General features: G+C 48.0%; 11 protein-coding genes and 1 tRNA gene. 5 read left to right on the forward strand and 7 right to left on the reverse strand.

All coding sequences use genetic code 11. The features are described 5' to 3' along the window. Positions 1-112: 112 nt before the first annotated feature. Together LPA26_RS03790 and LPA26_RS03795 are read right to left on the reverse strand one after the other, a co-directional pair. Entirely contained in the window at positions 113-493 is a 381-nt protein-coding gene (locus LPA26_RS03790; RefSeq protein WP_055825091.1) for a RidA family protein, read from the reverse strand. Between the two features lie 168 nt (positions 494-661). After that, a tRNA-Leu gene (locus LPA26_RS03795) sits at positions 662-746 on the reverse strand. Between the two features lie 164 nt (positions 747-910). Between LPA26_RS03795 and LPA26_RS03800 the strand changes: the two genes are divergently transcribed. The 4 genes from LPA26_RS03800 to LPA26_RS03815 all read left to right on the forward strand — a co-directional run bounded on the left by LPA26_RS03800 (position 911) and on the right by LPA26_RS03815 (position 6,911). Next, positions 911-1,147 (forward strand): hypothetical protein, encoded by a 237-nt coding sequence (locus tag LPA26_RS03800; RefSeq protein ID WP_055825094.1) that lies wholly within the window; start codon positions 911-913, stop codon positions 1,145-1,147. 92 nt (positions 1,148-1,239) lie between these two features. Next, positions 1,240-2,658: a TolC family protein gene (locus tag LPA26_RS03805; RefSeq protein ID WP_229007396.1), complete on the forward strand. Its 1,419-nt coding sequence runs from the start codon at positions 1,240-1,242 to the stop codon at positions 2,656-2,658. Further along, positions 2,655-3,719 (forward strand): efflux RND transporter periplasmic adaptor subunit, encoded by a 1,065-nt coding sequence (locus LPA26_RS03810; protein ID WP_229007397.1) that lies wholly within the window; start codon positions 2,655-2,657, stop codon positions 3,717-3,719. Before LPA26_RS03805 ends, LPA26_RS03810 begins: the two co-directional genes overlap by 4 nt. 36 nt (positions 3,720-3,755) lie before the next feature. After that, a complete protein-coding gene (locus tag LPA26_RS03815) occupies positions 3,756-6,911 on the forward strand; it encodes an efflux RND transporter permease subunit (RefSeq protein ID WP_229007398.1) in 3,156 nt (1,051 codons plus the stop codon). On the opposite strand, the gene LPA26_RS03820 is transcribed toward LPA26_RS03815, so the two are convergent. Genes LPA26_RS03820 through LPA26_RS03835 form a run of 4 tightly spaced genes read right to left on the reverse strand, consistent with a single transcriptional unit; the run spans position 6,889 to position 11,128 of the window. Then, positions 6,889-7,539, reverse strand: coding sequence for a hypothetical protein (locus LPA26_RS03820; RefSeq protein ID WP_229007399.1), 651 nt, complete (start codon positions 7,537-7,539; stop codon positions 6,889-6,891). The two genes, LPA26_RS03815 and LPA26_RS03820, sit on opposite strands and share 23 nt — an antisense overlap. A gap of 18 nt (positions 7,540-7,557) precedes the next feature. Then, complete coding sequence (gene pabB, locus LPA26_RS03825) at positions 7,558-8,985, reverse strand: aminodeoxychorismate synthase component I (protein ID WP_229007400.1); 1,428 nt, start codon at positions 8,983-8,985, stop codon at positions 7,558-7,560. Then, the gene (locus tag LPA26_RS03830) at positions 8,976-10,028 is read right to left on the reverse strand and encodes a hydantoinase/oxoprolinase family protein (RefSeq protein ID WP_229007401.1); all 1,053 of its coding nucleotides are present in this window, start codon (positions 10,026-10,028) and stop codon (positions 8,976-8,978) included. The genes pabB and LPA26_RS03830 overlap by 10 nt, the downstream gene beginning before the upstream one ends. Further along, on the reverse strand, positions 10,025-11,128 hold the full coding sequence (locus tag LPA26_RS03835; protein WP_229007402.1) for an ATP-grasp domain-containing protein: 1,104 nt from the start codon (positions 11,126-11,128) through the stop codon (positions 10,025-10,027). Before LPA26_RS03835 ends, LPA26_RS03830 begins: the two co-directional genes overlap by 4 nt. On the opposite strand from LPA26_RS03835, the gene LPA26_RS03840 reads away from it, so the two are divergent. Beyond that, positions 11,123-11,827, forward strand: a complete 705-nt coding sequence (locus tag LPA26_RS03840; RefSeq protein ID WP_229007403.1) for a HisA/HisF-related TIM barrel protein — start codon at positions 11,123-11,125, stop codon at positions 11,825-11,827. The genes LPA26_RS03835 and LPA26_RS03840 overlap by 6 nt on opposite strands. Positions 11,828-11,868: 41 nt before the next feature. On the opposite strand, the gene hxlB is transcribed toward LPA26_RS03840, so the two are convergent. Next, positions 11,869-12,405, reverse strand: a complete 537-nt coding sequence (hxlB, locus tag LPA26_RS03845) for a 6-phospho-3-hexuloisomerase (RefSeq protein WP_229007404.1) — start codon at positions 12,403-12,405, stop codon at positions 11,869-11,871. Between the last annotated feature and the right edge of the window lie 78 nt (positions 12,406-12,483).

Genomic DNA, 12,483 nt, shown 5'->3' on the forward strand with positions numbered 1-12,483 from the left:
TTGAAATAAACTTCAAAACAGCACTCAACCCAGATGCAGGTTGCAGAGGCGATGTTGCGCGTTTCGATTAGATAAAACAATAGACTCGCTAGGGTTTTAAGAGTCTTAGCCCTTAAATCTCGCCTAACGCCACAATAGCTTCAATTTCAACCAGTACATCGCGCGGCAATTTAGCCACTTGTACAGTAGAACGCGCCGGTGTGTGGGTGCCAAAGGCCTCGCCATACACCTGGTTCATCGCTACAAAATCATCTAGGTTTTTCAAAAAAACAGTGGTTTTAACCACTTGATGCAAATTACCACCTGCTGCTTCAATAATCGCCTGCAGATTTGCCAGCACTTGCTGGGTTTGCGCTACCACATCGCCGTCATTCAAGCTGCCATCAGGGCGCAAAGCGATTTGTCCTGAGGTATACAGCGTGTTACCGACGATTACGCCTTGCGCATAAGGACCTATTGCTGCCGGTGCATTTGGAGTTTGTACGATTTTCATGATTTATTCCATTATGATTAAGTCAACAACCAATTAAGGCAGTGCCCAAACAATAAAGGCTTCCTAGGAAGGAAGCCTGATTGATCGTAATACAATTTAAATTTGATAAATTTTAAAATGCCGCCTTAAAACTTATGCCATACTTTTTTTCATATGGCTTTAAATGTATGGTGCGAAAGGAGAGACTCGAACTCTCACGCCTCGCGGCGCTGGAACCTAAATCCAGTGCGTCTACCAATTCCGCCACTTTCGCATTGCCAGTCATACATGCAAGCATTCATGCGTGCACTACCGACTTCGCCATTATAGCGCATTCCAACTGCGCTCACAATCTACCTGACATCACATTGACAAGCCGGGCATTCAACTGCAAGATGCGGAATTGATTATCGTAAATAGTTAGTGTCAGGACAGGATATGCATTCAGCCGAAGAAAATATGCTCAGAGCAGAACTTGAGCTTTTAATGAGAGAACGTGAAGTGTTGCTCAAGATTGCAGGCGTTGCTGCAGGATTGATTGCAGAATTAAATTCGGCAGACCTTCCTATCCGTACTGTAGAGGCCGCTGATTTGCTGGCTACCAGCATTAACCAGTTACCAGAAGACCTGCTCCAGGATGCACTGGATGCTGTCAACGCGACTATTGTCGAATAAATTGTTGAATAGTGCTTCAACGTTGAGCATTTCTATCAGCCGGCTAGATTTCACCGCCAATACGCGCGTTATTTATAAATATTGTTGACAATATGCGTTACCTAGCCTGCTTTTGCCCGCTATTACTCGCAGCATGCGGCATTGCATATCAGGCCCAACCAATACAACAGCAGCAAAATATTGAGAATATCCAGCAAGCCTCGCCTACACAGGAAGGTTTCAAAGAGTTTGTCCGCACACAATACCCGCAAACTGTCTGGCCGATTACTTCCTGGGATATCGACAGGCTGACATTATCAGCCCTCTACTTCCACCCTGCCCTTAAAGTAGCCAAGTCTGATTATGCCGTTGCACTCGCAGGCATTACCAGCGCGGGCCTGCGCCCAATGGTCGGTTTGAATGGCCAGCTTTCGCATAGTAACCAGGCCAACGGCGATATCAATCCGTGGGCTTATGGCTTGCAAGTCGATATTCCATTTATCACTGCCAATAAACGCCAGATCAATATTGATATTGCGCAGTACCAGGCAGATATTGCCAAAATATTTGTTTCAGAGAGTGCCTGGATGCTCAGGCAGCAACTGAGTCTGGATTTGATCACGCTGGCAGAACAGCAGGCTTTGCATTCCAGCCTGACGAAACTGCAAAAGTCGCAGGCGGATTTATTGAATGCCTATCAAAAAAGGCTGGACCTTGGTGTGGCGGGTAAGTCTGATGTGCTGCCGATACGCCTGCAGCATGATCAAGCGGCCTGGCAGCTACAACAGCTGACATTGCAAATCAAGCAAACCCAGCAAAAAATCATGCATGATGCAGGCCTGACCGACCAGCAAAATGTATCCCTGAATATTGCACCGCTGAACATTTCTCAAATTCTTAAGGCCAGATTTGAGCAACCGCAAACCTATCACGACGCAAAAACAATCCAGCATTACGCATTAATCAACCGCATGGATATTCAGCGCGGGCTGGCACAATATGCCAAGGCAGAATCACAACTGAGGTTGGAAATGGCCAAACGCTACCCTGATATCTCATTAAGCCCGGGTATCTTGTATGAATATGGTGACAGGATCTGGGCGTTAGGTATTGGCGGCATGCTGAATCTGCTGAATAAATCATCAGACCTGTGGGCATATGCCGAGCAGGTGCGGCAGAACGAGGCGACACGATTCTATGCCCTGCAACACCACATTATTCAGTTATCTGAACAAACCTATTTAAAATATCGTGATACAGCCAATCTGCTGATTACAATTACGCAGGAATACACCCAGCAATCCAGCCGCAAGCAGCAGTTGGAAAGCCAGTGGCGTAAAGGTCTGATTGATAAAACGGAATACCTGCAAACTGAAATCCAGTTTTATGCCGCACAGCAACGACTGGTCATACAACAGGCCAATGTGCTGCGCGCACTGCAGGAAATTGAGAATGTCATGCAAAAACCATTGCTTTTATCAGAGCAATCGATGACATTTGCCATAAAGACACAAGAGGCGCCATTAAAATGAATAAAAAAGCACTCTGGATTATCGGGGCTCAGATTGCACTTATTATCCTGCTGATTTGGGCGGTTGTCCTGGTTGGCCGCGATGAATACGAGACCATGCAGGATGACAATGAAGAAGAAATTGAAGGCCCGGTGCATGTAGTCGAGCAAAACGGACTGCAGCTCGTGCAGTTAAACCTGGCCACCCAGCAAAATAGTGGCATCCGTGTAGAACCGCTGCACCCTTATGACTATCATGGCAATATCAAGGTTCTGGGCACTGTGGTGTCTATCCAGACACTGGTGGATTACAACAGCCAGTATCAGCAGTTAAAAACCCAATTAGCCATTGCCGAAAGCATATTGCCTAACCACCAATTGCAATATCAGCGTTATAAACAATTAAATGAAGACGATAAAAACGTCTCTGACAAAGCGGTTCAAGAGGCGCAGGCACTGGTGATTAATGACCAGACCCAAATCAAGTCTGCGCAGGCACAATTAAAAGCATTGACGGATACCATAGTCGCACAATGGGGTAAACCGTTGGCGACATTAATTACACAGCACCCTGCAACAGGCTCGCTGCATGATTTACTGACGCAAAAAAAAGTACTGGTGCAAGTCAGTTTCCCGCTTAATTTCAAAGAGCCTGAAGCAAACTCGACTATTTTTATTTCGCCCATCCAGGATGAAATCAAACCTGTGCGTGCCGACTATGTTTCCCAGTCTATCCAGACTGATATCAGCAATATCGGTAAAACCTATTTCTATAGTGCGCCGGCAGAGTTCCTGCGCGTGGGCATGCGTGTCAATGTGGTGCCTGCCCAGTCAGCATCCTCTATGCTGAAAGGTGTGATTGTGCCGAATCAGGCCATTGTCTGGCATGGTGGTATGGCCTGGATTTATGTCAAAACCAAAGCAGATACGTTTTTGCGTAAACCAGTGGCTTCTGATGTAGAGCTTGACAATGGCTGGTTTGATAATAGCCTGCGCCCGGGTACTGAAGTCGTCACCCATGGGGCGCAATTGCTGCTCTCGGAAGAATTTAAATTCCAGATTAAAAATGAGAATGACGATTAAGCCGCGCCAACTTAAGAGCCGGAAAGAGCCACAGGCATGATGTCAGCACTGGTCAGATTCGCGATTCGATTTTATGGCGTGATTATCGGCCTCGCACTGCTGGTGTTAGGCTATGGTACGTATAGCCTGACTCAAAGTGATTTAAACGTCTTCCCTGAGTTCGCCCCTACCCAAATCGTTATCCAGACTGAATCTCCTGGCCTGTCAGCCAGCCTGGTAGAAAAACTGGTCACCCAACCGATTGAAAATATCATCGCCGGTGCCATAGGCATTAAAAGCCTGCGTTCACAGTCCATTCCGGGATTGTCTGTCATCACGGTTATTTTTCAGGATAAATCGGATATCTACCGAAACCGGCAAATCATCGCCGAACATCTGAATATGCTGGGCAACCAGCTACCACCAGGCATCACCCCCAACATTACCCCGCTCACCTCTTCTGCCAGTACGGTGCTGGGTCTAGGCGTCACCTCGGACAAACTCACCCTGATGCAGTTGCGTACCTTGGTTGATTGGCACCTGACGCCACATCTGATGGCGATTCCAGGCGTCGCGGATATCAATGTCTTCGGTGGCGAAGTCCGCCAGTTCCAGATAAAAATTGATCCGCGCAAGCTGATGCTATACCAGTTGAATGTACAGGATGTGGTGAATGCCGCAAGCCGCGCCACCGGAGTGCGCGGAGCCGGTTACATCCAAAATGACAACCAGCGCATTATTTTGAATAGCCAGGGCCAAACTACTACGCCGCAGCAGTTAGGTAATATCACGTTAATACGCAAGCTGGGGCGCACTATCCGCATCAACGACGTGGCAGAAGTTGCTGAAGGTGCAGCACCATCGATCAGCGCTGCCGCCATTAACGGTAAACCTGCGGTGTATCTGTCTGTGCAGGGCCAGCTGGGTGCCAACACCTATGCGCTTACCAAATTACTGGAAACCAAGCTGCGGGATATCAAGCCCAGTCTGACAAGTCAGCAAGTCACTTTGCATGAAGGGCTGTTCCGTCCGGCAAACTTTATTGAAACAGCGATTCAAAGCTTGCGCTCCGATATCCTGATTGGCTCAACGCTGGTCATAGCCGTGCTATTCCTGTTTTTGTTTAATGTCCGCACGGCAGTGATTTCTGCAACGGCTATCCCGCTTTCACTGCTTTCTGCCATTGTTGTGCTGCATCAATATGGCGTGGGCCTTAATATCATGGTGCTGGGTGGTCTGGCCATTGCCTTGGGCGAAGTGGTTGATGATGCCATTATCGATACGGAAAATATTTTCCGGCGCTTGCGCGAAAACCGTCAGCTTGCTCAGCCTTTGCCGATTCCACAAGTGGTTTTTCAGGCCTCCATGGAAGTGCGCGGTTCTGTTGTCTATGCCACCATTATTGTCGCACTGGTATTTTTACCACTAATCACACTGACTGGTGTAGCAGGTAAGTTGTTTGCACCTCTTGCCTATGCTTATATCTCAGCCATCATGGCCTCACTTGCGGTCGCTCTCACTTTGACACCGGCGCTATGTTACGCCCTTCTCGGCAACGCGCGGCTGGACGATCAGGAATCACCGTTACTGCGCTGGTTGAAGCAAAAATATGTGAAAGTGTTGCACCACATAGAACATCGTTATCAGCTGATCCTGGTCACCAGCTTTGTCTGTATTGCTATTGGGCTGGTGTTATTGCCGCTGTTCAGGAGCCAGTTTATTCCTGCCTTGCATGAGGGCCACTATATCCTGCATATGACAACCGTGCCGGGCACTTCAGAAGTGCAATCCCTGAAACTTGGCAACCAGGTGACCAAGGTATTACTTGAGATCCCAGGCGTAAAAAGCGTTGCCCAGTGGGTTGGCCGTGCGCCTAATGCTGCCGATACTTTCGGCACACATTACAGCGAGTTTGAGGTTGAAATCGGCACCGTTTCAGGTGCCGACCAAGAACGTATCTATCGCGCTATCCGAGAAGAACTCTCGGGAGAAACTGAAGATGACGATGACGACGGCAAAATAGAATTAGGGTTTCTAGGCGCAAACTTTGCAATTAATACTTTTTTAAGCGAGCGTATTGAGGAAACCATTTCAGGCTATGCTGCGGGCCTGGTGATTAATATCTATGGACTTGACCTGGATGCACTCGACCGCGATGCGCAAAGAGTAGCGAATGTTCTAGGCAGCATACGCGGTGTGCGCGATGTGATGGTGCAATCGCCACCGGAAACGCCCGAAATTGCGATAAGGCTCAAGCAGGAGAAACTTTCATTATGGGGTTTGCAGTCTGTGGATGTACTGGACACGGTTAAAGCAAGTTATGAAGGTGTGCCGGTCAATCACGTGTTTATGGGTAACCGTTCTATTGGCGTCAGCGTATTGCTAAACGACGCCAACCGGGATGATATTGCTGATATGCGAAATATCCCGATTTTTAATGCTGAAGGTCAAATGCTGAAACTGTCCGATGTGGCTTATATTGCACAGGAAGGTGGCCGCTCCAAAATTTTACACTCTGGAGCAAAACGTATTCAAACCATTACTGCCAATATTGCAGGCCGCGACCAGGAGGTTGTGCTCAGTGAAATACAGAAAGCCTTACACCAGAAAGTGACCCTCCATACCGGAAATTATATGGAATTTTCAGGCGAAGCTGAGGCCAATGCCGAGTCCCGTCGCGATTTAATCGTCCATTCAATGGTAGCCGGCGTCGCTATCTTCCTCATGCTTTATATCGCTTTTGGCAGCTTGCGTAACCTGTTATTGACTTTTGCCAACCTGCCCTTCGCATTGATCGGTGGCGTCGTGGCAACATTTTTTGCGGGTGGATGGATTTCAGTCGGCACGCTGGTTGGCTTTGTAACGCTGTTTGGTATCACACTGCGCAATTCGATTATGATGGTTTCGCATTTCCAGCATCTGGTCGATAAGGAAGGTTGCGAATGGAACATGGAAACCTGCATCCGTGGTGCGACGGAACGCTTGCCATCAGTATTAATGACTGCCTTGGTGACGGCACTTGGTTTATTGCCGCTGGCGATTGGTAGCGGCGAACCGGGACGTGAGATTGAAGGTCCGATGGCGACCATTATTGTGGGCGGTCTGATTTCTTCGACCATCCTCAATTTGCTGATCTTGCCGACCATCATGCTGCATTTTGGCAGGTTTGAGAAAACAAGCCAGTTTGAGACTACAGAATCAGGCGCCCGTTAAGCACTTTGGTATCCAGCCCTTGCTGAAACAAATCAAATTCGCTTTGATGCACTATCCAGGATTTGAATGCTGATTGCGGCAGGATTTTAGATAATCCGGCATCCACAATGCCCATGGCTTGCAAATCAGCCAGCGCAAAAGAAGTTTCTGGCTGCTGCACCCTGTCATCGGATTTAACCAGCAGTAAATGGCTGGCTTCAAGCTGGCAGGCCAGCCAGGCAGCCAAGCTGTCAGAAGTCGTTTCCCAGTTTTCCGGTAACGCTGTGTCACCCCATAGTTCCGGATTCAATGCCATTTCGCTAGGCAACCAGACCAGTCCCCGATGCTGCCAGCCGCGCTCAGCAATTTCAAGTGGATTTCTAGCCAAAGCAAGTTTAGGCAGCATGGCCACCAGACTGCGGGCCATTTGGTCCATGGCATAAATAGCCAGCGCATGCGCATGCAAGTCACTGATATGGCCATCGGCCAGCTCGGCACGTATTTGCTGAAATTGACGCACCGCATCGGCATACACACCGCCGCCCGGCACAATAATGATTTTCCCATCGCCCCAACGGACAACCAGCTCCAGCCATTTGAGCAGACTGTCATGGTGTGTCACGCTTCCTCCAAGCTTGATCACCCACATGATGTTTTCCCGAAAAAATTAAGAATGCGTTTTAAATTGCGCCACCAGTTTAAGAAACTGCGAAGCTTTATCCAGTGTTTCCTGGTATTCCTTATCGCAATCAGAGTCAGCAACGACCCCACCACCGGCATAAAACGTCATGGTCTGGTTGCAGATAACCGCTGTGCGTATTGATATATTGGTGTCCATACTACCATCAAATCCAACATAACCGATGCTGCCACAATAAATGCCGCGCCGGTGCGGTTCCAGCTCTTCTATAATTTCCATCGCCCGCAATTTGGGGGCGCCGGTAATGGAACCACCAGGGAAACAGCCGCGTAGCAAATCCATTGCATGATAGCCACTGGCAAGCACACCGCGCACAATGCTGACTAGATGATGCACATTGGTAAAACGCTGCAAGCGAAACAGAGCATCCACCTTGACCGAGCCAATTTCGCATACCTTGCCGATATCATTGCGCAATAAATCGACAATCATCAGGTTCTCGGCTCTGTCCTTGATACTGCCAGCCAGCGACTCCGCTTCCTGCTTATCCATTGCTGCATCTGCATGCCGGGGCCGCGTGCCTTTAATCGGGCGTGTTTCCACTTTATTATCAGTCACTTGCAAAAAACGCTCCGGCGACATGGAAAGCACTTCAAACGGCATCCCCTGCCCGTCATCCACCTGCAAATAAGCCATAAACGGTGCTTTGCTCAATTGGCGGAACTGGTCATACGCTTGCCACGCATCGCCTTGCACTTTGACAGCTAGCCGTTGTGCCAGGTTAATCTGGTAGCAATCTCCCGCCAGAATATAGTCTTTTACTTTCCGGAAAGCTTTTGCATAAGCAGGCTTGTCCATATTATGCGCAATGTCGGCCACTACGCTGAATGCCTTTTTATCAGGCTGTTCTTTTGGCTGCAATAGGCTAAGCTGCAATGCATGGAGTGAGTCAGGCGTGTTATAGCGAGCATGTGAAACCAGCTGGCAACAGCGTTTATGATGATCCACTACAATCGCCCAGTCATATATGCCGACCAGCAACTCAGGCAATGGCATATCGTGTGCGGCCAGTTCAGGCATAGGTTCGATGCTGCGCCCCAGGTCATAAGAAAAATAACCTAGCGCGCCACCGGCAAAAGGTACATCGGTCACCCGGTCAACCTTGTGTGGTGCCAAGAAACGCTTGATGACTGCAAAGGGATCTTCTTCATACTGTTGTAGTGCATGTTTAACATGCACCTCTGTGAACGGGCGACGATGAATAATTTTGGCAACCGGTTCAGCAACCACGATATCAAATCTGGCGCCGAGGCTGATCTCTTCATCGACTGAAAACTGCTTTTCAACGGCATCAACACGCCCACTTTCCAGCAACATGGGCCACAGCAAATGTCTGACCTGTGTCAGCCAATAAGCACCTTCGTGATAAGGTAATTCCAGCTGAATCAATGCCATGCCTGCCATAACCTCGCAACGGCATACGCCGGAAAACACACTTCTGCGTCGTTCTTTAATTGAGGATCATCAGCCAATATTGATGCCGATGCCGGTTTGTAAATCATGCCTAAGCGATGCGCAATCTCAGGCAACAAGAAACTGCCTGCTCCTAGCCCTGTTAAGGTTTGCGGTTGCATGGCTGACTTTTTTGTACAAGATTGAATCGCATTGACCAGTATGTTCAATTGTTTATCCCTGAATGCTTGCGCCAGCGAGCGCCAATGGATTGTATCGCCATCTTCCAGGTCATGACCTACCATGCGTGCCAGGCGCCGCGTGCTAGCATCCAAAGAGCGATCCTGACCATCTGCTGTATCCGCCAGATCATGCTTAGAAGGTAATTCTTGCAGCACGCGGTAAACATCGGCAGTGGTAGCAAAATACTCGGCGGCAATATGACGCACCTGTTGCTGCCACTCGATATAAGGTCCTAATGCCATCAAAGGGGTACGGACCACACCAGTGTAGAGCAAACCCTGGCTGGCCATGCGTTCGGCGTCTGTCCAGCCATTAGTCAGCACCTGCTGTGCATTGCAAACCGTAATATCGCAGGTGGTACTACCGATATCTACAATCAGCATACTTAAATCTGCATATGTTTCTGCGAGGCATTGCGCTGAAGCATGCCAGTTCATAGAGGCGATACCAGATTCCTTGCCATCAACTAAAGCAACAAACGCAGATTTATCAGCTTGTGAAGCCATATAGAACATGGCTTGGGGCAAGTATTTTTTCACAGTGTCTGCAATAGCGCGTACGCCTTGCGCACGGTTCTCAAATAAATCCACCAGTTCGCCAGTCATGGTCACCACATGCATGGATTGATTTGGTTCCAAAGACCATAAATCCAGCACTTTTTGCAATGAATCTTCGAGCCGGTCCAGACCTTTCCATAAAGCACACGCCTGCTGAGATACCCGCAAGACGCGCCCTTGCGCATCCAGCATCACCGCTTTCACATGCGCGCCGCCTATATCCCAACCAATAACCACATTACTCATACAGTAAAACTTTCATTCGACACAGCCTTGGACTCTGTATCAAACTCCACTTCAACAGACGGAAGTTCCAGCGAAACCGACGATTGCGCTACACACTCTGACAGCCTGTTATGTAAAACCGCATCCAGTATGCATTTGGCTGGATTCTCAGTAACTAACTTGGAGAGTTCAATATAGGGAGTTGTCAATCGAGGATTAATCTCAACCAAGGTTAACGCATTGTTATCAGTCAATATCATGTCCGCACCCCAATAACCAATCAATCCCGGAATAGCTTTTTTAATGCGTTCAGCCAGCGCTTGCATCAAAGGTAAATACTGCGCTGCCTGATTCACACCCGCACCCTCAAAGCTGAATTTTCCCTGGTTAATAGTGATCCTTTGCTGATGACCTGCAATTACTTTTACCTGGTCCTTGGTTGATAAAACAGACATGCTTAAAGCTTGACCTGCGATATAAGGTTGTAAAAGTAATTTATCATAAGGTAATGAAGAATTATTTTTTATTTTGTTATTAAATTCAGTGACTTCTGAATCATTGTTAAAGTGAAAAGTATGTTCGCAACCAGCCCCATCATCGGGTTTAATTACCCAGCCAGCCATGGTATTTTCATACCAGGTCAGGGATTGTAATGGTATTGACTCTTTTAAGTAGCGACCAGGAATAACTGAAATCCCTGACTGATCGCAAATGTCGGTCATTAACGATTTGGAAGTTGTTTTCCGGATGGCATCTGCGCTACACCCAATCCAGCATTTTCCTGCCTCTTGCACCAACTGATACATGCGTTCAAGGATGCCATCCGTCTCTGGCGCGATTACCCAGCAGGCATCTACATCGTTGGTAGTCAATTGTTTACGCCAGAGTGCAAAAATATCATCTGCAGGCTGTATAGCCACGCTAGATACGCTGACTGGAGGCATCACCCTGACATCATGGCTGGTGATACAATTCACATCCAGCTCAGATAAGTCAGCCAGCAGAGAGTCGCGCATCAGCAGACCTTCCTGTAGCAGGCTGGCTGGCATTGATTCAGATGCCAGGCCACCGGCACTGACATACTCACAAACCCAGATGTTCAAACGAGATTTATTTTGCATATTATTCCCGTCATCGATTTGATGCATGGCCTGGTAGTACAAGCCATTCAGGGGCAACGCCAATCTTACCGTCCCATACAATCAAAATTGACAGACAGTCACGCCCTGCTCGATGTCGTGAATGCTATTTTACAAGTTTATCCATTTGACTGTGTGTATATTGCCGATTTAAATGCCATTACCGGTGATACCACATTGCCAAACCATAGAGACTACATTGCCGAAGCCATGCAGGTATTCCCACAGATTCATTGGTGGGTGGATGCCGGCTTTAAAAGCACTGCAAACCTTGTACCTTGGCTAAATAACGCTATCAGGCCGGTACTCGCTAGTGAATCTCTATCGGATATTCACACTTATGAAAAGCTGCGTGAAATGGCAGAAAACAGCGTGCTGTCACTGGATTACTTCCAGGATGGTTTTCATGGTCCGGAGATACTTGAAAAAGATCACTCATATTGGTCGCAACCGACTATTGTGATGAGCTTGCCAAAAGTCGGTGCCAATCAGGGCCCGGATCTGGAAAAACTAAACGCAATCAAACAGGCTACGCATACAGCGTTATATGCGGCAGGTGGTGTGAGAAATATGCACGATATCTACGCGCTGGAAAGCACTGGTGCGGAGGGAGTACTGATCGCCAGCGCCTTGCACCAGAAAAAAATCACGGCGGTAGACTTTAAAGGGTTAGGTCAATAAAAAACCGGCCAAGGCCGGTTTTTTTACTGCGGGAATAAGCTTTATTCCAGGTTTGCGTGCAATGAGCGCATACCTTCTTCAGTCAGGCCTTTAGCGTGAATCAACTCGGAGATTGCGCCTTCCAGGAATACCAGGGTAGACAATTCAAATTGACCGCCCATAGGCATACCTTTAACCAATGGGAAGCTGTCGTCCTGACCGATTTGAACAACCAGGTCAGCTACATCTGCCATGGCAGAAGATTTCTTCATGGAAATAACCACTAGTTTAGCGCCAACTTCTTTCGCTTTTTTCACGAATGGCAACAGGGTTGCAGTACCGCCAGAACCTGAAACCAGAATCAGCAGGTCGCCTTTTTTGATGGCAGGAGTCACTACTTCGCCAATCATGAAAACGCTGTAGCCAGAATGCACCAAACGCATTGCAAAGAAACGTGAGACCAACAGCGAGCGACCTGCGCCACCGATAAATGTTGAGCCTGCTTCTTCAACTAATTTGAGTAATTCAGCCGCTTTTGACTTGTCAGTCACGTCTAAAATACGTTTTAAATTGTCCAAAATAAACTGTTGATGATCCATGTTTTTGTCCTGTTGTAGTCAAAATATCAAATAAAAAAACCCGACACATTGCTGAGTCGGGTTTTTATAATCGCTGAT

It is taken from the genome of Methylophilus sp. Leaf408 (assembly GCF_916856905.1).
Taxonomy (GTDB): Bacteria; Pseudomonadota; Gammaproteobacteria; order Burkholderiales; family Methylophilaceae; genus Methylophilus.

What these genes read in the sequence shown, in the direction of transcription:
- LPA26_RS03790 (WP_055825091.1), bottom strand. Translation starts at nt 493, where the DNA reads ATGAAAATCGTACAAACTCCAAATGCACCGGCAGCAATAGGTCCTTAT.
- LPA26_RS03800 (WP_055825094.1), top strand. Translation starts at nt 911, where the DNA reads ATGCATTCAGCCGAAGAAAATATGCTCAGAGCAGAACTTGAGCTTTTA.
- LPA26_RS03805 (WP_229007396.1), top strand. Translation starts at nt 1,240, where the DNA reads ATGCGTTACCTAGCCTGCTTTTGCCCGCTATTACTCGCAGCATGCGGC.
- LPA26_RS03810 (WP_229007397.1), top strand. Translation starts at nt 2,655, where the DNA reads ATGAATAAAAAAGCACTCTGGATTATCGGGGCTCAGATTGCACTTATT.
- LPA26_RS03815 (WP_229007398.1), top strand. Translation starts at nt 3,756, where the DNA reads ATGATGTCAGCACTGGTCAGATTCGCGATTCGATTTTATGGCGTGATT.
- LPA26_RS03820 (WP_229007399.1), bottom strand. Translation starts at nt 7,539, where the DNA reads ATGTGGGTGATCAAGCTTGGAGGAAGCGTGACACACCATGACAGTCTG.
- pabB (WP_229007400.1), bottom strand. Translation starts at nt 8,985, where the DNA reads ATGGCATTGATTCAGCTGGAATTACCTTATCACGAAGGTGCTTATTGG.
- LPA26_RS03830 (WP_229007401.1), bottom strand. Translation starts at nt 10,028, where the DNA reads ATGAGTAATGTGGTTATTGGTTGGGATATAGGCGGCGCGCATGTGAAA.
- LPA26_RS03835 (WP_229007402.1), bottom strand. Translation starts at nt 11,128, where the DNA reads ATGCAAAATAAATCTCGTTTGAACATCTGGGTTTGTGAGTATGTCAGT.
- hxlB (WP_229007404.1), bottom strand. Translation starts at nt 12,405, where the DNA reads ATGGATCATCAACAGTTTATTTTGGACAATTTAAAACGTATTTTAGAC.